The sequence below is a fragment of the Streptomyces sp. TRM68367 genome (assembly GCF_014495685.1).
Classification (GTDB): Bacteria; Actinomycetota; Actinomycetes; order Streptomycetales; family Streptomycetaceae; genus Streptomyces.
Window position 1 is genome coordinate 1 of sequence record NZ_JACTVI010000096.1, and the last position, 21891, is coordinate 21891.

The 21891-nt window shown below is 72.6% G+C and carries 19 protein-coding genes and 1 pseudogene; 10 read left to right on the forward strand and 10 right to left on the reverse strand.

Translation table 11 applies throughout. From position 1 onward, the window contains the following. Positions 1-118: 118 nt before the first annotated feature. The 3 genes from H8R17_RS36820 to H8R17_RS36830 all read right to left on the reverse strand — a co-directional run bounded on the left by H8R17_RS36820 (position 119) and on the right by H8R17_RS36830 (position 3022). A complete protein-coding gene (locus tag H8R17_RS36820; protein WP_187827557.1) occupies positions 119-763 on the reverse strand; it encodes a LuxR C-terminal-related transcriptional regulator in 645 nt (214 codons plus the stop codon). Between the two features lie 94 nt (positions 764-857). Then, a complete protein-coding gene (locus tag H8R17_RS36825) occupies positions 858-1793 on the reverse strand; it encodes a TIGR03619 family F420-dependent LLM class oxidoreductase (RefSeq protein ID WP_187827581.1) in 936 nt (311 codons plus the stop codon). Continuing rightward, on the reverse strand, positions 1775-3022 hold the full coding sequence (locus H8R17_RS36830; protein ID WP_187827558.1) for an amidohydrolase family protein: 1248 nt from the start codon (positions 3020-3022) through the stop codon (positions 1775-1777). Before H8R17_RS36830 ends, H8R17_RS36825 begins: the two co-directional genes overlap by 19 nt. A gap of 206 nt (positions 3023-3228) precedes the next feature. Here H8R17_RS36830 and H8R17_RS36835 point away from each other — a divergent pair, with 206 nt between their 5' ends. Both H8R17_RS36835 and H8R17_RS36840 read left to right on the forward strand, forming a co-directional pair. Then, positions 3229-6318: a BTAD domain-containing putative transcriptional regulator gene (locus H8R17_RS36835; protein WP_262505799.1), complete on the forward strand. Its 3090-nt coding sequence runs from the start codon at positions 3229-3231 to the stop codon at positions 6316-6318. Positions 6319-6514: 196 nt separating this feature from the next. Beyond that, positions 6515-6679 (forward strand): hypothetical protein, encoded by a 165-nt coding sequence (locus H8R17_RS36840; RefSeq protein WP_187827559.1) that lies wholly within the window; start codon positions 6515-6517, stop codon positions 6677-6679. A 579-nt stretch (positions 6680-7258) separates the two neighbouring features. Here the strand turns inward: H8R17_RS36840 and H8R17_RS36850 are convergent. Then, positions 7259-8869, reverse strand: a complete 1611-nt coding sequence (locus tag H8R17_RS36850; RefSeq protein ID WP_187827561.1) for a FadD3 family acyl-CoA ligase — start codon at positions 8867-8869, stop codon at positions 7259-7261. 100 nt (positions 8870-8969) lie between these two features. On the opposite strand from H8R17_RS36850, the gene H8R17_RS36855 reads away from it, so the two are divergent. The 4 genes from H8R17_RS36855 to H8R17_RS36870 are packed head-to-tail and all read left to right on the forward strand — an operon-like array spanning position 8970 to position 12344. Continuing rightward, entirely contained in the window at positions 8970-10127 is a 1158-nt protein-coding gene (locus H8R17_RS36855) for a lipid-transfer protein (RefSeq protein WP_187827562.1), read from the forward strand. A 34-nt stretch (positions 10128-10161) separates the two neighbouring features. Then, positions 10162-10575, forward strand: a complete 414-nt coding sequence (locus H8R17_RS36860) for a Zn-ribbon domain-containing OB-fold protein (RefSeq protein WP_187827563.1) — start codon at positions 10162-10164, stop codon at positions 10573-10575. After that, entirely contained in the window at positions 10572-11342 is a 771-nt protein-coding gene (locus H8R17_RS36865) for an enoyl-CoA hydratase/isomerase family protein (protein ID WP_187827564.1), read from the forward strand. The genes H8R17_RS36860 and H8R17_RS36865 overlap by 4 nt, the downstream gene beginning before the upstream one ends. Positions 11343-11393: 51 nt before the next feature. Next, positions 11394-12344 (forward strand): alpha/beta fold hydrolase, encoded by a 951-nt coding sequence (locus H8R17_RS36870; RefSeq protein ID WP_187827583.1) that lies wholly within the window; start codon positions 11394-11396, stop codon positions 12342-12344. Positions 12345-12503: 159 nt separating this feature from the next. Here the strand turns inward: H8R17_RS36870 and H8R17_RS36875 are convergent, their stop codons facing one another. Both H8R17_RS36875 and H8R17_RS36880 read right to left on the reverse strand, forming a co-directional pair. After that, complete coding sequence (locus H8R17_RS36875; protein ID WP_187827565.1) at positions 12504-14897, reverse strand: PQQ-binding-like beta-propeller repeat protein; 2394 nt, start codon at positions 14895-14897, stop codon at positions 12504-12506. 233 nt (positions 14898-15130) lie between these two features. After that, positions 15131-15862 (reverse strand): VOC family protein, encoded by a 732-nt coding sequence (locus H8R17_RS36880; protein ID WP_187827566.1) that lies wholly within the window; start codon positions 15860-15862, stop codon positions 15131-15133. A gap of 122 nt (positions 15863-15984) precedes the next feature. Here H8R17_RS36880 and H8R17_RS36885 point away from each other — a divergent pair, with 122 nt between their 5' ends. Beyond that, positions 15985-16632 carry a TetR family transcriptional regulator gene (locus H8R17_RS36885; RefSeq protein WP_187827567.1) on the forward strand — a complete coding sequence of 216 codons (648 nt, stop codon included), beginning with the start codon at positions 15985-15987 and terminating at the stop codon, positions 16630-16632. 145 nt (positions 16633-16777) lie between these two features. Here the strand turns inward: H8R17_RS36885 and H8R17_RS48950 are convergent. From H8R17_RS48950 to H8R17_RS36895, 3 genes and pseudogenes are all read right to left on the reverse strand, one after another. Next, positions 16778-16928 (reverse strand): annotated as a pseudogene (locus tag H8R17_RS48950) (Lrp/AsnC family transcriptional regulator); the annotation flags it as partial. Next, the gene (locus tag H8R17_RS36890) at positions 16925-17398 is read right to left on the reverse strand and encodes a nitroreductase family deazaflavin-dependent oxidoreductase (RefSeq protein ID WP_187827568.1); all 474 of its coding nucleotides are present in this window, start codon (positions 17396-17398) and stop codon (positions 16925-16927) included. The gene H8R17_RS36890 and the pseudogene H8R17_RS48950, both read right to left, overlap by 4 nt. Then, the gene (locus H8R17_RS36895; RefSeq protein WP_187827569.1) at positions 17398-18594 is read right to left on the reverse strand and encodes an acyl-CoA dehydrogenase family protein; all 1197 of its coding nucleotides are present in this window, start codon (positions 18592-18594) and stop codon (positions 17398-17400) included. Before H8R17_RS36895 ends, H8R17_RS36890 begins: the two co-directional genes overlap by 1 nt. A gap of 75 nt (positions 18595-18669) precedes the next feature. Between H8R17_RS36895 and H8R17_RS36900 the strand changes: the two genes are divergently transcribed. Genes H8R17_RS36900 through H8R17_RS36910 form a run of 3 tightly spaced genes read left to right on the forward strand, consistent with a single transcriptional unit; the run spans position 18670 to position 20989 of the window. Further along, positions 18670-19842: a thiolase C-terminal domain-containing protein gene (locus H8R17_RS36900; RefSeq protein WP_187827570.1), complete on the forward strand. Its 1173-nt coding sequence runs from the start codon at positions 18670-18672 to the stop codon at positions 19840-19842. 22 nt (positions 19843-19864) lie between these two features. Beyond that, complete coding sequence (locus H8R17_RS36905) at positions 19865-20290, forward strand: pyridoxamine 5'-phosphate oxidase family protein (RefSeq protein ID WP_187827571.1); 426 nt, start codon at positions 19865-19867, stop codon at positions 20288-20290. A gap of 33 nt (positions 20291-20323) precedes the next feature. Then, the gene (locus tag H8R17_RS36910) at positions 20324-20989 is read left to right on the forward strand and encodes a pyridoxal 5'-phosphate synthase (protein ID WP_187827572.1); all 666 of its coding nucleotides are present in this window, start codon (positions 20324-20326) and stop codon (positions 20987-20989) included. Here H8R17_RS36910 and H8R17_RS36915 read toward each other — a convergent pair. Beyond that, positions 20975-21880 (reverse strand): GNAT family N-acetyltransferase, encoded by a 906-nt coding sequence (locus tag H8R17_RS36915; protein WP_187827573.1) that lies wholly within the window; start codon positions 21878-21880, stop codon positions 20975-20977. The two genes, H8R17_RS36910 and H8R17_RS36915, sit on opposite strands and share 15 nt — an antisense overlap. Positions 21881-21891 lie beyond the last annotated feature (11 nt).

Sequence of the window (21891 nt, forward strand, 5' to 3'; positions counted from 1 at the left end):
TCAGGTGGACTGGCAGTTCACCACCCACGATGCACGCATCAAACTGCGTCACCTTTATCCCAAATATTAGCCGCGACAGTCTACTAGAGGACCGGCTCCAGCGCCTGGTTCGGCCTTCTCACGCGCGAAGCACGGGCGCGGCCCCCAGCCACCTGAGGACCGCGTCCGTGCTTCCGCGTGCGTCCAGCTTGGCGTAGATGTTGCTGAGGTTGTTGCGCACGGTCTTCTCGCTGAGCCGCAGCCGCAGCCCGATCTCCTGCGCGCCGAGGCCGGTCGACAGCAGCTCCATGATCTGGCGTTCGCGCGGGGAGAGCTGGGACCGAAAGCGCTCCAGCGCGGTCCCGGCCCGGGACATCCGCTGGACGCCTTCCCTGAGTGCCTCGCAGGCCAGCGGGGACAGGTAGGTGTGGCCGACGGTGGCGGCCCGGACGGCGGAGGACAGCACGCACGTGCAGTAGTCGCCCTCGACCAGGTAGCCCGCGCCGCCCCGGAACACCTCGACGATCGTGTCGGTGTCCTGGCGCGGGCTGATCACGATCACCGGGACGTCCGGCTCCTCCAGCGCGTCCAGCAGTTCGGGGAACTCGGTGGCCGGGTCCAGGGAGCGCAGCAGCACCACGTCCACGTCCGCGGGCACGCGGAACGGCGGGGACAGGCGCACGGCCCGTCGCACGTACCGGTTGTCCGGGGGCGGCCAGTCCGCATGCGGCCACTCGCCGTCGGGGCAGGCGAGGGCTACGGAGAGTCGCTGGGAAGATCGCACGCCGTTGTGTCCTTCCGCCGAAGCTCACGTCCGCACGTCCTTGCATACGCGGCCCGGCGTGGACATGTTCAAATCTTCAAGAAGTGCTGGTGAGTCACAGCAGCGGCGCCACCTCCGCCCCGAACGCGGCGATCTGGTCGGCGAGTTCCGCACGTCCCCGGTTGCGGAAGCGCACCTGGATCTGGTGCACCCCCATCGCACGGTAGACGCGCAGGGACTCGGCGAGGGCGTCCGGGGCGCCGGTGAGGGTGCGCCGGCCGACGTCCCAGGCGGGGGTGCCGACGTACAGCGGCTCGGTGATGGCGCCGACGGTGAAGGGGGCGTCGAGCCCGGCCTCGGCGCGCAACTCCCGGACGCGGGCGATCTGCGCGGGCAGCCGCTCCCGTGGATCGCCCTGCGGCAGCCAGCCGTCGGCCTTGAGCGCGGCCCGGCGCACGGCGGCGGGGGACGAGCCGCCGACCCAGAGCGGCACGGCGGTCTGCGCCGGGCGGGGCCGCTGGCCCAGGTCGGCGAAGTCGTACAACTTGCCGTGGTACTCGGGGAATTCATCGGTCCCCAGGGCTGCGCGCAGGGCATCGACGGCCTCGTCGAGCACGGCCCCGCGCCGCCGGAAGTCCACCCGAAGCGCCGCGAACTCCTCCGGCACGTGCCCGGCACCCACGCCGAGGATCAGGCGACCGTTCGAAAGGTGGTCGAGGGTGGCGTACTGCTTGGCGGTGAGCAGCGGGTGCCGCAGGCCGACGACGGCGACGTGGCTGAGCAGCCGGACGCGTTCGGTGGCGGCGGCGAGGAAGGCGAGGGTGGCGACGGGGTCGTACCACACCGTGCTCATCGCGGCGGCGAGGCGGCGCGGGATGGCGACGTGGTCGCAGCAGGCGAGGTAGGCGAAGCCGGCCCGGTCGGCGGCGCGGGCGATGTGCAGCAGGTCCTCGGGGCCGGCGGCGGCCTCCCAGGACTCGGCGTAGATGGTGCTCTGGGACTGGACCGGGAGCTGGATCCCGTACGAAAGGCTCACCGCGGCCCGCCCCAGAGCCCGTCGTCCGTCAGCCCCAGCAACTCGATCGCGTTCCGCCGTACGATCCGGTCCACCACGTCCGCATCCAGGTGGCCCATCTGCGCCTCGCCGACCTCGCGGGACTTGGGCCAGGTGGAGTCGGAGTGCGGGTAGTCGGTCTCGTACAGGACGTTGCCGACCCCGATGGCCTCGAGGTTCCGCAGCCCGAAGGCGTCGTCGAAGAAGCAACCGTAGACGTGCTCGGCGAACAGCTCGGACGGCGGCCGGTGCACCTTGTCGGCGACGCCGCCCCAGCCGCGGTTCTCCTCCCACACCACGTCCGCGCGCTCAAGGATGTAGGGGATCCACCCGATCTGTCCCTCCGCGTACATGACCTTCAGGCCCGGGAACCGTTCGAACTTGCCGCTCATCAGCCAGTCGACCATCGAGAAGCAGCAGTTGGCGAAGGTGATGGTGGAGCCGACGGCGGGCGGGGCGTCGGCCGAGGTGGACGGCATGCGGCTGCTGGAGCCGATGTGCATGGCGACGACGGTGCCGGTCTCGGCGCAGGCGGCGAGGAAGGGGTCCCAGTCGTCGGTGTGCACGGAGGGCAGGCCGAGATGCGGCGGTATCTCGGAGAAGGCCACGGCACGGACGCCGCGGGCGGCGTTGCGCCGCACCTCCTCGGCGGCCAGCTCGGCGTCCCACAGGGGGATGAGGGTGAGTGGTATCAGCCGCCCCCGCGCCTGGGGGCCGCACCACTCCTCCACCATCCAGTCGTTGTACGCCCGCACGCACAGGAGGGCGAGTTCCTTGTCCTCGGCCTCGGTGAAGGTCTGCCCGCAAAAGCGCGGGAAGGTGGGGAAGCAGAGGCCGGCCTGGACGTGGTTGACGTCCATGTCGGCGAGCCGCGCGGGGACGTCGTACGACCCCGGCCGCATCTGCTCGTACGTGATCACTTCGAGCTTGACCTCGTCTCTGCTGTAGCCGACGGCGGTGTCGAGGCGGGTGAGTGGGCGGTGCAGGTCCTCGTAGACCCACCAGTCGCCGAGGGGGCCGTCGTCTCCGGGCCGGCCCATGACGGGCTTGAAGCGTCCGCCGAGGAAGGACATCTCCTTCAGCGGGGCACGCACGATCCGGGGCCCGGTGTCCCGGTACTTCTTCGGCAGGCGGTCCTGCCAGACCTCCGGGGGCTCCACGGTGTGGTCGTCGACGGAGATGATCAGGGGGAACGTGCTCGCCGATGTGCTGTCGTGGCTGTCCATGGCGCTCACGGTAGCGCCGAACTGACGGGTCGTCAGCTATGCGGGCGGAGGCTGTGCGGGTGAGGCCCGCGCGGACATATGCGGAGAGGCTGTGCAGGCTTTGTGGACTACCGTGAGTCGCCTGTGATCGGCATCTCCCACGGCTGACGCATCCGCCGCGCACAAGGCAAACTGACGTAGTTGTTCAGGATGTCTAGGGGGACGGCATGGACGGTGTACCGCGAGTACCGCGCGTACCGGAGCAGCGGCATCCCGGTTCCTCGGACCCGGCGGAGCCGGTGGGGCGGGGGCCGTCGGGCGGCCCGGAGCCGTCGGCGGGCTCGGTGGAGTCCGATGACCCGGCGCCGGCGGCGGACCTGGCGGCGCTGACGGGCTCGGCGGACTCGGCGGCGCCGGCTGAGCCGGCGCCGCTGCGGTTCGGCGTGCTCGGGCCGGTGCGTGCCTGGCGTGGTGACGGTCAGCTGGCCACCGGTTCTCCCCAGCAACGCGCCCTGCTGGCCGCCCTGCTGCTGCGCGAGGGCCGTACGGCCACGGCGGGGGAGCTGATCGACGCCCTGTGGGGCGAGGAGCCGCCGTCGCAGGCGCTGGCGGCGCTGCGGACGTACGCCTCCCGGCTGCGCAAGGTGCTGGACCCCGGGGTGCTGGTCAGCGAGTCCGGCGGCTACGCGATCCGCGGACTGGCCGAGGGCGCGCTGGACCTGGCGGTCGCCCAGGACCTGGCGTCCGAGGCCGAGAAGGCACGGAACGCCGGGGACCTGTGCCACGCCCGCGACGTACTGCGGCGCGCGCTGGCCCTGTGGGACGGGGAGGTGCTGGCGGGGGTGCCGGGCCCGTACGCGCAGACGCAGCGCGTACGCCTGGAGGAGTTGCGCCTGCAACTCCTCGAATCCCGCCTGGACATGGACCTGGAGCAGGGCTGCCACGCGGAGGCGGTCTCGGAGCTGACCGCCCTGACGGCGGCGCACCCCCTCCGGGAGCGCTTCAGGGAACTCCTCATGCTCGCCCTCTACCGCAGCGGCCGCCAGGCGGAGGCCCTCGCGGTCTACGCGGACACGCGGCGCCTGCTCGCCGACGAGCTGGGCGTGGACCCCCGCCCCGGCCTGCGGGAACTCCAGCAGCGCATCCTCCAGGCGGACCCCGGCCTGGCGGAACCGTCGGCCCCCGCCCCGGAACCTGCCACGAGCCCGGTCCTCCCCGCCCAACTCCCCGCCACAGTTCCCGACTTCACCGGCCGCTCCGCCTTCGTACGCGAACTGAGCGAGATCCTCACCTCCGCGGGGGGCCACGTGATGGCGGTCTCGGCGCTGGCCGGAATCGGCGGCGTGGGCAAGACGACGCTGGCGGTCCACGTCGCCCACCAGGCGCGCTCGGCCTTCCCCGACGGCCAGCTGTACGTCGACCTCCAGGGCGCCGGCCAGCGCGCGGCGGAACCGGAGACGGTCCTCGGAGCCTTCCTCCGGGCCCTCGGCACGGCGGACTCGGCGATCCCGGACTCCCTCGCGGAACGAGCGGCCCTCTACCGCTCGATGATGGACGGCCGGCGGATTCTCGTGCTCCTCGACAACGCCAAGGACGCGGCCCAGGTACGCCCCCTCCTCCCCGGCACACACGGCTGCGCGGCCCTGGTGACGTCCCGCGTCCGCATGGTGGACCTCGCCGGGGCCCATCTGATCGACCTGGACGTGATGTCGCCCGAGGAGGCGCTGGCCCTCTTCACGAAGATCGTGGGCGAGGAGCGGGTGGCGTCCGAGCGCGAAGCGGCCCTGGACGTCGTCGCTGCCTGCGGCTTCCTCCCCCTCGCCATCCGCATCGCCGCCTCCCGCCTCGCCGCCCGCCGCACCTGGACGGTCTCGGTCCTCGCCGCCAAGCTCGGCGACGAACGCCGCCGCCTCGACGAACTGCAGGCCGGCGACCTGGCGGTCAAGGCCACCTTCGAACTCGGCTACGGCCAACTGGAGCCGGCCCAGGCCCGCGCCTTCCGCCTCCTGGGCCTGGCCGACGGCCCGGACATCTCCCTGGCAGCGGCAGCGGCCGTACTGGACCTCCCCCTGGAGGACACCGAGGACCTCCTGGAGTCCCTGGTCGACACCTCCCTCCTGGAGTCGGCGGCCCCCGGCCGCTACCGCTTCCACGACCTCGTCCGCCTCTACGCGCGTGCGTGCGCGGAACGCGACGAGGAACCGGCCGGCGAGCGAGCGGCGGCGCTGTCCCGGCTGCTGGACTTCTACCTGGCCACCGCAGCCGGGGTTTACGCGATGGAGCGGCCCGGGGACCGACTGGTGGATCACCTGGAGGAGACGACGTATCCCGGGCTGTCCTTCGGGGGCCGGCATGAGGCGCAGGACTGGCTGTATGCCGAGGCGAACTGTCTGCTCGCCTGTGTCCGTCAGTCGGTCGGGCAGGGCAGCCTGAAGCGTGCGGTGGACCTCCTGTGGGCCTCGAAGGATCTCGCCGAGTCCGGGGCTAACTCCCGTGAGTACGAGACGGTCGCGGCCTTCGCGCGCGACTCGGCACAGGCCGCGGGGAACGACCAGGTGGAAGCCCGGGCCCGGACGACGCTGACCGAGGCCCACCTCGCCGGCGGGCGCTTCCAGCAGGCGGACAACGAAGCGGAGCACGCGATGCGGCTGGCACGGGAGATCAGTGACGCCGCGTTGACCTGCTGGGTGCCGAACCACCGCGCGGTCGTCGCGATCTACCAGAACCGGCACGCGGAGGCGGCCACCTACCTCCAGGAGGCGATCACGAGTTTCCGGTCCGACGGAAATCTTCCCGGCGAGGCCAGCGCCCTGTGCAATCTCTCCCGCTCGCACCTCGCGGTGGGCCGCACCTCCAGTGCGATCGAACTCGCCCAGCGAGGCATCGACATATACGACCGACTGGGGCACTCCCTGCGCGGTGCCAACGGCCGCTATGCGCTGGGGCTCGCCCTCGCTCAGGCGGGGCAGACCAGCGCCGCGGCCTCTCAACTCTTGGAGGCCCTGGACGTCTTCAGGGACAGCAGGCAACGCCTCTGGGAAGGTATGACGCTGTTCCGGCTCGCCGAGGTCGACCTCACTGCCCAGCGCCCTGCGCAGGCCGCCTCCAATGCCGAGAGCGCGCTCACCGTGTTGCGCGGGATCGGAGGCGAGTGGCGGCGCGGGAACGTCCTGACCATGCTCGGGCGGGCGCTCAGTGCTCTCGGACAGGTCGGCAGAGCTCAGGTGTGCTGGCGTGAAGCCCTGGTCATCTACGAGAACCTCAGGTCACCGGAGGCCTCAGAGGTGCGTTCCCTCCTGGCGCCGGCCGCCGCCTGAGTTTCATGAGGGCACGTTCATCGTTCGTTTATCGCCGCCCGGCAGTCTCTCCTGCATGACGATCCGTCGCGTCGGGGGGCAGGCGGGTCGGACTCGGGCCTCGCCCTCAGGGGAACGGCCCTGTACAGCCCGCCCGGCGGCCCACGGGGGAGTTGCCGGGCGGGCCCATCCACCACTGCTACAGGAGTTGGACACCATGGCCGACGCAGCGAAGAAGGACGACGGCACCGTCAAGCCGCTCGACACCCACGTCACGGACGTCGACGACGGCACCGCCAAGCCGCTCGACACCCATGTGACGAGCACCGACGACGGCACGGTCAAGCCGCAGGACACGCACGTCACCGGCGAAGAGGCCTGAGAGTCCTTCTTCAACGGGGATCGGCCGCGACGGCACGGAGGGGGCGCCGTCGCGGCCGAGGTGTGTCAGGAGCAGGCTTCTTGCCAATCCGTGACGGGTCCCGTACTCCTCTTCCGGGCCGACGCCTGGGCCTCCTTCCTGACCTCGCTGAAGGGCTGAGGCCCCAACGGCAACAGCGATTGGCCGCTTTCAGCCAACCCGCCCCTGACTTTCGCCCCACCAGCCCTTGCCGCTGGCCGAATCCGACCAATCCCTCCTCTTTCACACGCGGCTTCGAGCGGCGCAGTTGCTCAGGCCGATGCTCGTCAGTCACCGTTCGGCGGCTGCCCTGTGGCGGATCGAGACGCTCACGCCGTCCACTCGCCCACCCCGTGAGCTCACCGACCCGGCCTGACCCTCCGACGCGGGGGCGCGGGTGTGCGGGTGCATCGCATTCCCCTCAGCGCCCGGTGAGGTGACGGAGCGGCGGGGCCTGCGTGTCACGGGAGCGGTGCGCAGTCCAGTGACCGTGGGGCCGCACAACGTGCGTGACGAAGTCGCCCCAAGGCCCTCCTCCACCCGGGGTCACCCCCCTCACCGTCAGGGCCGACGCCCCGCCCTCCCCCGCAACTCCCCCTTGACCACCTTCCCGCTCGCGTTCCGCGGCAGTTCCCGCGAGAACTCCACCGCCCTCGGGACCTTGTAGTTGGCCATCTCGCGGCGGGCCCAGGCGATCAGGTCGTCGGCGGTGAGGTGGGCGTTCAGGCGGCGGACGACGTAGGCCTTGCCGACCTCGCCCAGGCGGGGGTCGGGGATGCCGATGACGGCCACGTCGGCCACGTCGGGGTGGAGGGAGAGGCGCTGTTCGATCTCGGCGGGGTAGGCGTTGAAGCCGCCGACGATGTACATGTCCTTGAGGCGGTCCGTGATGCGCAGGTTGCCGGAGTCGTCCAGGACGCCGATGTCGCCGGTGCGCAGCCAGCCGTCCGGGGTCAGGGCCTCGGCCGTGGCCGCCTCGTCCTCGTAGTAGCCGCGCATGACGTTGAAGCCGCGGACCAGGACCTCGCCGGTGGTGCCTGGCGGGACGGCGTGGCCCTTGCCGTCGGTCACCTTCACCTCCGTGCCGGGGATCGCGCGGCCCGAGGCGGAGGCGATCACGGACGGGGGGTCGCCCCGGCGGCACATGGTCACCACGCCGGTCGCCTCGGAGAGGCCGTAGGCCGTCAGGACCGTCTCCACGCCCAGTTCGCCGCGGAGGCGGTCCACCAGTTGGAGGGGGACGACCGCGGCGCCCGTCACCACCAGGCGCAGGGCGGAGAGGTCGTGCGCGGTGCGGGAGGGGTGGTCGAGGAGGGACTGGAGGAGGGTGGGCGGGCCGGGGAGGACCGAGACGTGTTCCGCCGCGATGTTCGCCAGGACCGTGTCCACGTTGAACACCGGCTGGGGGATCATCGTGGCGCCCCGCATGAGGCACGCCAGCACCCCCGCCTTGTAGCCGAAGGTGTGGAAGAAGGGGTTCACGATCAGGTAGCGGTCGCCCCGGCGCAGACCCGCCAGGTCGGACCAGATCTCGTACGCCCGCAGCGTCTGCGCCTGCGTGATCACCGCGCCCTTCGGGCGGCCCGTCGTACCCGAGGTGAAGACGATGTCGGAGGGCCAGGTGCCTTGTACAGCGTCCGCGCGGGCCCGTACGGCCGCCTTTCCGACCCCCTCGCCGCTCGCCAGGAAGTCCTTCCACGTGCGGAAGTCCGGGGGCGCGTCGTCCGACAGGACCACGACGTCCGTCAGCTCCGGCAGCCCCGGCAACGGCCTCGGTCCTTCCCCGCCCGCCGCCCTCCGCAACGACGCCACATACGACGCCCCCAGAAACGTCCCCGTCACGAACAACAACCGCGCCCCGCTGCGGCCCAGCACATCCGCCGCCTCCGCCCCCTTGAAGCGGGTGTTCAGCGGGACCAGCACCGCCCCCGCGGTCACCGCGCCCAGCGCCGCCGTCATCCAGTCCAGGGAGTTCGGCGCCCAGATCGCCACCCGGTCGCCCGGCTCGACCCCGCCCGCCAGGCACGCCGCCGCCGCGCGCTCCACCCGGGCGCCCAGCTCGCCGTACGTGATCCGGGTACGGCCCTCCACGACCGCCTCGACGTCCGCGTACTGCTCGGCCGCCGACCGGACCAGGTCCGGCACGCTCGCCCACTCCACGTCTGCGTGCACGTACGCCTCCCAACCGGGCACATGAGCTGACTGATCGTCAGATTAGCGCTAACCTGACGGCCTGTCAGCAGCCACATCACCGTGCGGAGGTGCGTGCAGCATGACCGGAGTCGCCGGGTTCAAGGACGCCACCGCCATCGTCGGAATCGGGGAGACCGCCTTCGCCAAACGCCTGCCCGAGGACGAGAAGACCCTCGCCTGCCGTGCCGTCCTCGCCGCCCTCGACGACGCGGGGATCGCGCCCGGCGAGGTCGACGCACTCGCCTCCTACACCATGGAGGAGACCGATGAGGTCGAGCTGGCCAAGGCCCTCGGGCTCGGTGACCTCACCTTCTTCAGCAAGGTCGGCTACGGGGGCGGCGGTTCCTGCGCCACCGTCGCCCATCTCGCCGGTGCCATCGCCGCGGGGCAAGCCACCGTGGGGGTCGCCTGGCGGTCACGGAAACGGGGCAGCGGGCCCCGGCCGTGGACGAACACCGCCGTGCAGCTGCCCACTCCGGCCCAGTGGACCCGGCCGTACGGACTCCTGCGGCCCGTCGACGAGATCGCCATGCTCGCCCGCCGCTACCTGCACGAGTACGGCGCCACCCGCGATCACCTGTTCAACGTCGCCCTCGCCTGCCGCAACCGGGCCAACCAGAATCCGGCCGCCGTGATGTACGAGCGCCCGCTGACCCGCGAGATGTACATGACCTCCCGGTGGATCAGCGAGCCGCTGTGCCTGTTCGACAACTGCCTCGAGACGGACGGGGCGTTGGCCTGCGTGATCGTCAGCCGGGAGCGGGCACTCGACTGCCGCCGCCCGCCCGTCCACGTCCACTCCGCCGCCCAGGGGCTCCCCGCCCAGCACCACGGCATGGTCAACTACTGGAACGACGACCCCCTCACCGGTCCCGCCTGGACCGCCGCCCGGCACCTGTGGAAGCACGCCGACTTCGCACCCGAGGACGTGGACGTCGCCCAGATCTACGACGCGTTCACCCCGCTCGTGCTGCTCTCCCTGGAGGGCTACGGCTTCTGCGACCGGGGCGAGGGCGGGGCATTCACGGAGGGCGGGGCGCTGGAGATCGGCGGGACGCTGCCCGTCAACACGGGCGGGGGCGGGCTCTCCGAGGGGTATGTGCACGGCTTCAACCTCATCAACGAGGGCGTGAAGCAACTGCGCGGAAGCAGCACCGCACAGGTCCCCGGGGCCGCCACCTGCCTGGTCACGGCCGGCGAGGGCGTCCCGACCTCCGCCCTGCTGCTCAGGAGTTGAGGAAGTCGAGGAGTTGAGGAGTTGAGGAGCTGACATGCTGACCCCCGTCACCGACACCGACGGCGCCCCCTTCTGGCGGTACGCGGAACAGGGCGAACTGCGCGTCCAGGCCTGCGCCGGCTGCGGCGAGCTGCGGTTCCCGCCCCGGCCGTGCTGCCCGCACTGCCAGTCGTTCGCGAGCGAGTGGCGCCGGATGTCCGGGCACGGCCGTATCTGGTCGTACGTCGTCCCGCACCCGCCGCTGCTGCCGGACTACGCGGAGCAGGCGCCGTACAACGTGGTCGTGGTCGAGCTGGCGGAGGCGCCGCGCATCCGGCTGGTCGGCAATCTCGTCGCCCAGGCCGGAGCGCCGCTCAACTCCCTGGACCCCGAACGCATTCGTATCGGCACCAAGGTGCAGGCCGTGTTCAGTGACGGCCGTCCCCAGTGGGTTCTGGAGCGGCCGTGAGCGTGCGCGTCGAGGCCGACGAGGACAGCGGGGTCGCGGTCGTCACCCTGGACCGGCCGCAGAGGCTGAACGCCATCGACCTCGCGACCGCAGAGCAACTGAGCGGCGCGTGGCGGCAGTTGCGGTTCGACGACGCCGTACGGGCCGTCGTGCTCACCGGCGCCGGCGAGCGTGCGTTCTGTACGGGGATCGACCGGGACGCGGTCGTGCCGCAGCCGGGGTCGCCGTACATGGCGGACGATCCGCTGCTGCGTATCGGACCGAAGGCGAACGACCTGTGGAAGCCGGTGATCGCCGCCGTGCAGGGGATGGCCTGCGGGGGCGCCTACTACCTGCTGGGGGAGGCCGAGTTCATCGTCGCGGACGCGAACGCATGCTTCTTCGACCCGCACACCGCGTACGGCATGGTCAGCGCGTACGAGTCCGTCCTCATGGCGCAGCGCATGCCGTACGGGGAGGTCGCGCGGATGATGCTGATGGGGACGGCCGAACGGATCTCCGCGCGGCGGGCGTACGACATCGGGCTGGTGTCGGAACTGACCGGGCCCGGCGAGGCGGTGGCCGCGGCGGCCGACCGCGCCGCCGTGCTCGCCGGGTATCCGGCAAAGGCCGTGCAGGGGACCGTGCGGGCGCTGTGGGCGGCGCGGGAGACGGGGCTGGCCCACGGGTTCGCGCAGGCGCCGCACCTGGTCGCACTCGGGAATCTGACGGGCGAGCGGCAGGCGGAGTTGTTCGCCGCCCGTCGGCGCGAGTACCGATTGCGTTAGCAATCCCCTTACATACCAAGGGGTATGCTCAACGGCGTGGTCGCGCATCGAATGATCAACGTGAACGGTATCCGGCTGCACATCGCGGAGCAGGGCGAGGGCCCGCTCGTGGTGCTGCTGCACGGCTTCCCGGAGTCCTGGCACTCCTGGCGCCACCAGTTCGGACCGCTGGCCGGCGCCGGCTTCCGGGTGGTCGCCCCCGACCAGCGCGGGTACGGCCGCAGCGACCATCCCGAGGAGGTGGACGCGTACACCATCCTGCACCTCGTCGGGGACGTGGTCGGGCTGGTCCACGCGCTCGGCGAGGCGCGGGCGTTCGTCGTGGGGCACGACTGGGGCGCACCGGTGGCCTGGCACACCGCGCTGCTGCGGCCGGACGTGGTGCGCGGGGTGGCGGGGCTGAGCGTGCCGCCGCCGTTCCGGAGCACGCGGCCACCGCTGAAGGCGATGCAGGAGCGGTTCGGCGGGCGGTTCTACTGGAACTGGTTCGACCGGCCCGGCGTCGCCGACGCCGAGTTCGCCCGGGACCCGCGCGCCACCCTGCGCAAGCTCCTGTACTTCGCCTCCGGCGACGCCCCCGACGCCGGGCGCCCCGAGAACGTGCTGGTCGACCCGGAGCGCGGCTGGCTCGCCGACATGCCCGAGCCCGGGGCGCTGCCCGGCTGGCTCACCGAGGAGGACCTCGACAATCTCACCGACAGCTACGCCAAGGGCTTCACCGGCGCCCTCAACTGGTACCGCAACCTCGACCGCAACTGGGAGCTGACCGCCCCCTGGCACGACGCCGTCGTCACCTCGCCCGCCGTGTACCTGTACGGCGACCGGGACGTCGTCCCCGCGTTCCCGGGAACGCCCGAACTCATCGATCAGCTCCCGGAGTTGATGCCCAAGCTGCGCCGCAGGCCGGTCGTGCTGCCCGGCTGCGGCCACTGGACCCAGCAGGAACGGCCGGACGAGGTCAACGCGGCCCTGCTCGACTTCCTGACCGAGCTGCGCGGCTGACCTGCCGGGCCGGGCCCGGTCAGGTCACCGCGTGGCGACGGCCGCGTACCCGGCGTAGCGTCTGGGGTGAGAGCGGCGAACCGGTCCGCTCCCCCGGACCGACGGCCGCCGTCTGGAACCCCTTCCGAGCGCCGGTACGACGGCCGTCCCCCGGGCGGATCACGTGGTGCGCGCGGTGCCCGTGCCCTTCTCCGCGTCGAGCGCGTACACGCACCGGTCCTTGCTGCACGCGTACACCACCCCGTCCCGGACGACCGGGGAGCCGGTGATCTCGCCGCCGGTGGCGAGCTTCCAGCGCAGCCGGCCGTCGTCGGCCTTGAGGGTGTACAGCAGGTGGTCGGTGGAGCCGAAGTGGATGCGGCCCTCGGCGACGGCGGGGGCACCCACGATGTCGCCGCCCGCCTGGAACCGCCACTTCGGCGTCCCGGTCACCGCGTCCAGCGTGTACAGGCCCTTGCCGCTGCCGACGTGCACATGGCCGCCGGCCACCAGGACCGGGTCGACGGACGCCCGGGACTCGGTGGCGATGCGCCAGCGGTCGCGGCCGTCGGTCGCGTCGAGGGCGTAGACCGTGCCGAGATAGTCGGCCAGGTAGATGCCGCCGCCGGTGACGGCCGGGCCGGGCACGAAGGCGGGCGGGGAGAGGAAGACCGCCGGGGCCTCGAAGTGCCAGCGGACGTGCCCGCTCACCACTTCCAGGGCGAGGACGCGGGTGCCGGCCGAGACGTACACGTACCCGTCCGGCGCCTGCGTGACCCGCACCGGTACGCCGCCGCAGGAAGCCGCGTCGCCGATCGGGTACGACCAGCGCTCGTCGCCGGTGCGGGCGTCCAGGGCGCGCAGGCGGGCGTCCTGCCAGACGTACACCGTGCCCTCGTGCACGGCCGGGCCCGCCTCCGGGGACTCGAAGTCGGTCTGCGCCCCGGTGACCTCCCACAGCTTCTGCCCGTTGGACGCCTCCCAGCCCTGGACGCCGCCGCCGCGCGTGCCGGTGACGACCGTGCCCCGGTCGGCCTTGAGGGAGTACACCCAGGCGTCGGTCTGCAGCCGCCACAGGTCGGCGCCCTCACGGGCGTCCAGCGCGAACAGCGTGGGCCCGTCGGAGGCGTGGATACGGCCGTCCGCGACCGCCATCGACCAGGCCACGTCCCGCGTCTTGAAGCGGCGGCGGCCGGTGGCCACGTCGAGGGCGTGCACCTCGAAGGAGGTGACGTAGACGAGGTCGCCGGCGACGGCCGGGGTGCCCCACACATCGTTGGACATGCGGAACCGCCACGGGCGCCAGCCGGCAGCCGCCTGCTCGGGTGGGGCGGCCGGGGCCGGCGGCGCCGGTACGGCTGGGCCTACGGCAGGGTCTGTGCCGTTGACGCCGGGGCGGGGCTTGGCCCAGGAGGCGGCGAGGGCGGTCTCGGGCGACGGTGCCTGGACAGCGGTGGCGCGCACGTCGGCGACGCGCGGTCCCGGCCCGATGGGCACACCGGCGCCGGCCAGCCGTACCGGGCCGTTGTCGGGGGCGCCGGCCGGGGCGGGCACCGGCGGGGCGGGTGCGGGCGGGGCCGCGGGGACGACGGGGTCGTGCGAGGGCGGGGGCGGTACGGCGGGCCGGGCACCGCCGCCTGCGCTGCGGGCGGCGCCCTGGCCCGGCCTGCTCGCCGGGCGGCCGCCCCGGCGCGCCTCGATCAGGCTCACCGCCCGCTCGGGCAGCCACGCCGACGCCGTACCGCTGTCGTCGGAGCCAGAGCCGAACAGATGGGGCGCCAGCTGGGCCTGGAGGTCGGCAGGGGTGGGGCGGGCCGAGGCCTCCATCTGCATGCAGGACTCGATCAGCGGCCGCAGTTCCTGCGGCAGGCCCTCCAGGTCCGGGCCCTCCCGGAGCAGCATGAAGACCGTCTCGACCGGGTTGGCGCCGTGGAAGGGCGGGTGTCCGGTGGCGGCGAAGACCAGCGTGGAGCCGAGCGAGAACACATCGCTCGCGCCGGTCACGCTGCGTGAGTCCTTGGCCTGCTCCGGCGACATGTAGGCGGGGGTACCGACGGCGACGTTCGTCATTGTCAGACGCGTGTTCGAGACGCCGGAGGCGATGCCGAAGTCGATCACCCGGGGGCCGTCCTCGACGACGAGCACGTTGGACGGCTTCAGGTCGCGGTGGACGAGCCCGGCGCCGTGGATCGACTGCAGGGCCTCGGCCACGCCCGCCGCCAGCCAGCGCACGGCCTGGGCCGGGAGCGGCCCGCACTCGTTCACTATCTCCTCGAGGGAGGGCGCGGGGACGTACGCGGTGGCCAGCCACGGCACGGCGGCGCGCGGATCGGCGTCCACGACGGCCGCCGTGTAGAAGCCGGAGACCGCGCGGGCCGCCTCCACCTCGCGCGTGAACCGGACCCGGAACAACTGGTCCTCGGCCAGCTCGGTCCGGACCGTCTTGATCGCCACGCGCCGGCCGGACGCCGAGCGCGCGAGATAGACCAGCCCCATGCCGCCGGCACCCAGCCGTCCCAGCACCTCGAACGGCCCGATCCGCCGCGGATCGTGCTGCGTCAGCTGATCCACCACTTGCCTGCCACCTCCCCGTACGAGCCGCGTCACCCACATGTTTACGCGACCCCGTGCAGCGTCTCACCACCGCACCGCCGTGGCGGCACGCACTCTGATTCTTCCTGTCCGGGGCGCTGGTTGCGAACCCAGGGGCGGATCGGGGTGTCTTGGGACAAAACCACACCCGGGCACCGAGTGGAAGCCACCGCCCGGATCGTGGAACACCCGGCGACAGCGTGTGAAGGGCCGGATCATCGTCTCAGCAGTGCGAACGACGCCCCCTGGTCGTCGGTGACCACGGCCACCCTGCCGTAGGACGTCTCGAAAGGCGGTGCCTGTACCCGGCCGCCGAGCCGGGTGACCTCCGGGAGCGCGGCGTCGAGGACGGCGACGCCGAAGTGGACGAGGAAGTGGGGCGGCATCTCGGCGGGGAAGACGTCGGAGACGGGGGCGCGGCCGAAGTCGGGCTCGGCGTCCGGCCCGAACAGGGCGTCGCGGAAGAGTTCGCCGTAGAAGTCGTTGGCGGCCTCGGTGTCCCGCGCGTACAGCTCGGCCCAGGCGAAGGTGCCCGGCTTGTGGCGGGTGCCGAAGCCGGGGTGGCTGCCCGGCTGCCAGAGCGCGAAGACGGCGCTCTCGGAGTCGGTGACGAGCGCGGTCGTGCCCAGGCCGCCGACCGGCGTGGGCGGCAGGACGACCTGCCCGCCGGCCGCCCGGATCCGGCGGGCCAGCGCCTCGGCGTCCGGGGTCGCGAAGTACACGGTCCAGACGGTGGGAAGGCGACCGTCCAGCTTGCGCGTGAGTGCGGCGGCAGGTTCACCGTCCTTCAGCGCCCAGGTGGCGGAGCCGTACGACGCCTCGAAGGTCCACCCGAAGAGATCACCGTAGAACCGCTTGCCCGCCTCGACGTCGGGAAGCTGTGCGTCCACCCAGCACGGGACGCCCTCTGCGTACACCGATGGCGTGTTCTCGACGTTTCTGGCCATGTCGCCAAAGTAACCGGGTCTCACGCACCGCGCAGACCAGGCGCACCAGCCTCCGCGCCCCCGTGCACCCCATTTGCAGTCGGCCGAATCGCGCCCCGATCACGCCTCGGTAAGCTGACGGCATGACAGGACAAGTGCGTACCGTCGACGGCCGTGTGGCCGGCCGCCGTGGGCAGGCGACCCGGCAGAAGCTGCTCGACTGCCTCAGCGAGATGCTCAAGTCTTCCCCCTACCGGGACGTGAAAGTCATCGATGTCGCCCGGAAGGCGGGTACTTCGCCAGCGACCTTCTACCAGTACTTCCCGGACGTCGAGGGCGCCGTCCTGGAGATCGCCGAGCAAATGGCCGCCGAGGGTGCCGGGTTGACCGAGCTCCTTGAGGGCCGCTCCTGGGTCGGCAAGGCCGGCTGGCAGACCGCGCAGGAACTCGTGGACGGATTCCTGGAGTTCTGGCGCAAGAACGACGCGATCCTCCGGGTGGTCGATCTCGGCGCCGCCGAGGGCGACAAACGCTTCTACAAGATCCGCATGAAGATCCTCAACTCGGTGAACAACTCCCTTTCGGACGCCGTCGCCGAGTTGCAGGCCAAGGGCAGGGTCGACAAGGACGTGAACCCCGCGGCGGTGGCCGGTTCGATCGTCGCGATGCTCGCGGCCGTCGCCTCCCACCAGAAGGGCTTCCAGTCCTGGGGCGTCAAACAGGCCGAACTCAAGCCGAACCTCGCCCTGTTGGTACACCTGGGCATCACCGGCAAGAAGCCGACGAGGTAGGACCCCAAGTCCTGTCTGCAGCGCCCCGTAAGGGGCGTGGGTCTGTATCGATCATGCGGCTCCGCCGCGCGGGCGCGCCCAGCCGCAAACAGAGCCGCACCCGCACGCGCTTCATCACCGGCGTCGACGACAGCAACTCGATGACCTTGTCCTGCTGTCCCATCGAGACGAAGACCAGCGCCTCGAAGCCCAGCCCGACGGCATGCGGCCCCACCACCGCCCGGTACCCGCTGATCACCCTCCAGCTCGGTCACGGTCAGCCGCCCGTCCTGCTGAAGCCCGCCAAGAACACTCACCGTCGTACGAGCCGGAAGAGCCGTATCTCGCGGTCGACCCGCTCCTGGTACGCGGCGTACGGCGGCCAGAACGCCACCACCGCCTGCCACGCCGCCGCCCGCTCCTCGCCCTCCAGCAGCCGGGCCGTGACCGGGATGTCGGTGCCCTTCCGGTTGATCACGGCGTCGGGGTGGGCGAGCAGGTTGCCGGTCCAGGCGGGGTGGCCGGTGCGGCCGAAGTCGGAGCCGACGAGGATCCAGCTGCGCCCGCCCTCCTCGGGCATGCAGGCCAGCGGCGTACGGCGGGGCAGCCCGCTGCGCGCGCCGGTGGAGGTCAGGATCGCGCCCGGCAGCAGCTGGGCGCTGAGCAGCAGCTTTCCACGTGTGAGCCGGTGGACGGCCCGGTCCAGCGCGGGGAGGACGTACGGCGCGACGCGCGCGAAGCCCCGCGTGGCGGACACCTTCTGCACGACCCGTATGCCCGCTGCCATCAGCCCACCACTTCCTCCTGCTCGAAGAGCCGCGCCCGGTCGGCGGCACGTGCCCGCAGCCGGTGCACCGGCCCGAAGAGCAGTTCGTCGCCGCAGGAGCGCTTGAAGTACAGGTGGGCGTCGTGCTCCCAGGTGAAACCGATCCCGCCGTGCAGCTGGATGCCCTCGGCGGCGGCACACCGCAGCGCCTCCAGCGCCTGCGCGAGGGCGAGCCCGCCCACCTGTTCCCCGTGCTGTTCCCCGTGGACCGTCGCCCATGCGGAGTAGTACGCCGCCGAGCGTGCCGCCTGCACCTGGACGTGGACGTCGGCCAGCCGGTGCTGCACCGCCTGGAAGGAGCCGACCGGCCGCCCGAACTGCTCGCGCTGCCGCACATGCCCGACGGTCAGCTCCAGCATACGCCCGGCGGCCCCCACGGCCTCGGCGGCGAGGACGGCGGCGGCCCGGTCACCGGCGCGGGCGAACGCGTCCGGCACGTCCGCGCCGTCCTCCCCCAGCAACTCGGCGTCCACGTCCCGCAGTTGGACACGGCCCTGCGGCCGGGTCGCGTCGAGCGCGGTCTGCCGCACCCGGACCAGGCCGGGCGCGTCGGCCTGGACGAGGAACAGCAGGGTGCGTGAGCGGGCGAAGCCCCCGGCGTGCGCGGCGACCACGAGGAGGCCGGCGCTGTGCCCGTCGAGGACCTGGTCGACCTGCCCGTACAGCCGCCAGCCCGCGCCCGCCCGCCGGGCCTGCACGCCCCCGGCCCGCCCGCCGCCGGCCCAGTCGCCGCCGCCCGCGCCGGTGAGGGAGAGGGCGGTGCCGAGGGCCGGGCCGGGGACGGCGAGGGCGGCGGTCAGCGAGCCGGAGGCGATCCGGGGCAGCAGCTCGGCGCGCTGGGCGTCGGTGCCGAGGGCGAGCAGCAGCGGGGCGGCGAGGACGGCGGTGGCGAGCAGCGGCGAGGGAGCGAGGGCCCGGCCCGTCTCCTCGCAGGCGAGGGCCAGCTCGGTCCACGTGCAGCCGACCCCGCCGTACGCCTCCGGCAGGGCGAGTCCGGCCAGGCCCAGCCGCTCGGCGAGGGCGGTCCACAGGGCGGGGTCGTATCCGGCCGGGGTGCCGGCGGCGGCCCGCACCTGGGCGCTGCCGCACCGTTTGTGCAGCAGTTCGCGCAGGGTGCGGCGGATCTCGTCCTGTTCGGCGGTGAAGCGGGCGTCCATGGCTCTTCCTCCGCATCTGACGGGCCGTCATATTAGGAGGGCCGAAGCGATATGCCCAGAGGCTGGAGGCCGCCCATGACTGCCGGAAGCCGGAAAGTCGCCGCCGTCGGTGTGTCCCTCTCCGACTGCGGCCGGGTCGACGACGCGACCCCGTACGCCCTGCACGCCCAGGCGGCCCGTCGCGCACTCGTCGACGCCGGGCTCGGCCGGGAGGTGGTGGACGGCTTCGCGTCCGCCGGGCTCGGCACGCTGGCGCCGGTCGAGGTGGCCGAGTACCTGGGCCTGCGGCCGACCTGGGTCGACTCCACCTCCGTCGGCGGCGCCACCTGGGAGGTCATGGCGGCCCACGCGGCGGACGCGATCGCCGCCGGACACGCGAACGCCGTCCTGCTGGTGTACGGCTCGACGGCTCGCGCGGACATCAGGGCGGGGCGGCGGACGGGAAACCTGTCCTTCGGCTCCCGCGGCCCCCTGCAGTTCGAGGTCCCCTACGGCCACACCCTGATCGCCAAGTACGCGATGGCCGCCCGCCGCCACATGATCGAACACGGTACGACCATCGAGCAGTTGGCGGCGGTGGCCGTCCAGGCCCGGGCCAACGCCGCGCTGAACCCCCAGGCCCTCCAGCGCGACCCGATCACCGTGGACGACGTGCTGTCCGGCCCGGTGATCGCGGACCCCTTCACCAGACTGCACTGCTGCATCCGCTCCGACGGCGGGGCGGCGGTGCTGCTGGCCGCCGAGGAGTACGTACGGGACTGCCGCACGCCGCCGGTGTGGGTGCTCGGCACCGGGGAGCACGTCTCGCACGCCGCGATGTCCGAGTGGCCCGACTTCACGGTCTCCCCGGCGGCGGTGAGCGGCCGGCTCGCCTTCGAACGGGCGGGCGTACGGCCGGAGGACATGGACTTCGCCGAGATCTACGACGCGTTCACCTACATGACCCTGGTGACCCTGGAGGACCTCGGCTTCTGCGGGAAGGGCGAGGGCGGGGCGTTCGTGGAGAAGGGGCGGCTGCGGGTCGAGGGCGGGGAACTGCCGGTGAACACGGACGGGGGCGGGCTGTCGGCCCAGCATCCCGGGATGCGAGGGCTCTTCCTCCTCGTGGAGGCGGTGCGGCAGCTGCGGGGGGAGGGCGAGGAGCGTCAAGTGCGGGGGCCTGGCGGGGAGCTGCCGCGGCTCGGGGTGGCGTCGGCGACCGGGGGATGGTTCTGCTCGTCGGGGACGTTGGTACTGGGGAGGGATTGAGGCGATCGAGAGGAAACAGGCAATGCCCCTGAGCCGCGAAGAGCGTGAACAGTTCCTGGCCGAGCCGCACATCGCCGCGCTGGCGGTCGACGCGGGCGAGGGCCGCGCGCCGCTCACCGTGCCGGTCTGGTACCAGTACGAATCCGGCGGCGACGTGTGGGTCATGACCGGGCTGGACTCCCGCAAGAACCAGCTCATCCAGGCGGCGGGCCGGTTCACCCTGATGGTGGACCGGCTCGAACCCAGCATCCGGTACGTGTCCGTGGAGGGACCGGTCGTCAAGACCACTCCCGCCACCGTCGAGCAGCTCCAGGAGGTCTCGGCGCGCTACCTCCCGGCCGACAAGGTCGAGGGGTACGTCGACTTCGCCCTGAAGAACCACGGGGAGAGCGTCGTCATCCACATGCGCCCCGAACGCTGGGTGTCGTCCGACCTCGGCCAGGTGTGAACCTCCACCCGTTGTCCGCGTGAAAATCGGGGGATGACAACGGATCTTCATGAGCTGCTGAGGTCGCTGCGGGTGTGGGACCCGGAGGTCACCGAACTGCCGGTGTTCGACCCGGCCACCGCGCCCGCCGCGCCGCTCGCCCTGTTCACGCAGTGGTTCGCGGCGGCGGTGGCGGCCGGTCAGACCGAGCCGCACACCATGTCGCTGGCGACCGCGGACGCCGAGGGCCGGCCGGACGTACGGACCGTGATGCTGCACGGCGCCGACACGGACGGCTGGTCCTTCGCCACGCACGCCGGCAGCCGCAAGGGCCGCCAGCTCGCCGCCCGCCCGTACGCCGCCCTCGGCTTCTACTGGCCGGTGCTGGGCCGCCAGGTGCGGGTGCGCGGCCCGGTCACGGCGGCGCCGTCCGGGGAGAGCCAGGCCGACCTGCACGCCCGCTCGACGGGCGCCCTGGCCGCCGCGCTGACCGGGCGGCAGAGCGAGGTCCTGGGCTCCGTGGAGGAGCTGGCCGAGGCCTCGCAGGCCGCCTGGGAGCGGGCCCGGCGGGAGCCGGAGGCGCCGGTGTCGTCCTGGACCGTGTACCGGCTGCGGGCCGAGGAGGTGGAGTTCTTCCAGGGGGACGCGCGGCGGCGGCACGTACGGCTGAACTACCGCCGCACGGGCGGGGATTGGGCGCGGGAGCTACTGTGGCCCTGAGCCCGCCCCAGAGCCTGTCCCGGAGCCGGCCGGTGTGAAGGTGTAAAGGGCGAAGTCCGTGACCGGGCGGTATCCGAGGCGCTGGTAGAGGCGGTTGCTGGTGGGATTGGCCAGGTCGGTGAACAGCACCACCTCCTCGGCGCCCGCGTCCTCCCGCGCCCCCCGGCTGACCTCGGCCGTCACCGCGCCCGCGTAGCCCCGGCCGCGCTGGTGGGGCGGGGTGTATACCGCGTTGACGCGGATCTGGCCCGCGACCTTGGGGGTCAGCCCGGCCATGGCGACCGGTGTGCCGTCGGGCGTCTCCCAGAGGGTGAGGTCGCCGCGGGCGATGCGGTCGTCCGCCCACTCGGCACTGTCCCGGCCGGCCCCCGGGCCGACGGCCTCGCTGAACTCCTTGTGCCAGCACAGCAGTTGCGCGCGGTCCGCCTCGCCGGCGATCCGCGGCCGGCCGGGCGGCGCGGGCTCGGGTGCGGTGAGGGTGCCGAGCCGGTAGAGGCGCTGCCGCGCACGGAGCATGGCCGTGGCGCCCGTACGCCGCTGCCAGGCCTCGGCGAAGGCGGCGGCGGTGCCGGGGTCCGCGTTCACCCCGGGCAGGGGTCGACCCTGCTCGACCAGCAGCGCGGCGAGGGCGTCGGCCTCCTCGCCGGTCAGGCGGGTGAGGTTCAGCCAGAACGGCGGGGTACGGAAGAGGGAGGCCCGGACCTTCCCGCCCCGCTCCAGCACGCCGAACTCGGGCGCCCCGTCGCCGTAGATGTGCAGCCCGCGGGTGCGCAGGTTCTCCGTGACGGTCAACTGGACGGTGTGCAGGGACGGTTCGGCGCGCATATGGGTGTGGGCGCGGGTCAGGAAGTCGTCGAGGTCGTGGGTGAGATGCCAGCCATCGGAGCGCATGCCCCATGGTC

Bases quoted from the DNA above. Each gene is read 5' to 3' on its own strand.
- H8R17_RS36830 (WP_187827558.1), bottom strand. From the start codon at position 3,022: ATGGACAGCCACGACAGCACATCGGCGAGCACGTTCCCCCTGATCATC.
- H8R17_RS36835 (WP_262505799.1), top strand. From the start codon at position 3,229: ATGGACGGTGTACCGCGAGTACCGCGCGTACCGGAGCAGCGGCATCCC.
- H8R17_RS36840 (WP_187827559.1), top strand. From the start codon at position 6,515: ATGGCCGACGCAGCGAAGAAGGACGACGGCACCGTCAAGCCGCTCGAC.
- H8R17_RS36855 (WP_187827562.1), top strand. From the start codon at position 8,970: ATGACCGGAGTCGCCGGGTTCAAGGACGCCACCGCCATCGTCGGAATC.
- H8R17_RS36860 (WP_187827563.1), top strand. From the start codon at position 10,162: ATGCTGACCCCCGTCACCGACACCGACGGCGCCCCCTTCTGGCGGTAC.
- H8R17_RS36870 (WP_187827583.1), top strand. From the start codon at position 11,394: ATGATCAACGTGAACGGTATCCGGCTGCACATCGCGGAGCAGGGCGAG.
- H8R17_RS36880 (WP_187827566.1), bottom strand. From the start codon at position 15,862: ATGGCCAGAAACGTCGAGAACACGCCATCGGTGTACGCAGAGGGCGTC.
- H8R17_RS36885 (WP_187827567.1), top strand. From the start codon at position 15,985: ATGACAGGACAAGTGCGTACCGTCGACGGCCGTGTGGCCGGCCGCCGT.
- H8R17_RS36890 (WP_187827568.1), bottom strand. From the start codon at position 17,398: ATGGCAGCGGGCATACGGGTCGTGCAGAAGGTGTCCGCCACGCGGGGC.
- H8R17_RS36895 (WP_187827569.1), bottom strand. From the start codon at position 18,594: ATGGACGCCCGCTTCACCGCCGAACAGGACGAGATCCGCCGCACCCTG.
- H8R17_RS36900 (WP_187827570.1), top strand. From the start codon at position 18,670: ATGACTGCCGGAAGCCGGAAAGTCGCCGCCGTCGGTGTGTCCCTCTCC.
- H8R17_RS36905 (WP_187827571.1), top strand. From the start codon at position 19,865: ATGCCCCTGAGCCGCGAAGAGCGTGAACAGTTCCTGGCCGAGCCGCAC.
- H8R17_RS36910 (WP_187827572.1), top strand. From the start codon at position 20,324: ATGACAACGGATCTTCATGAGCTGCTGAGGTCGCTGCGGGTGTGGGAC.
- H8R17_RS36915 (WP_187827573.1), bottom strand. From the start codon at position 21,880: ATGCGCTCCGATGGCTGGCATCTCACCCACGACCTCGACGACTTCCTG.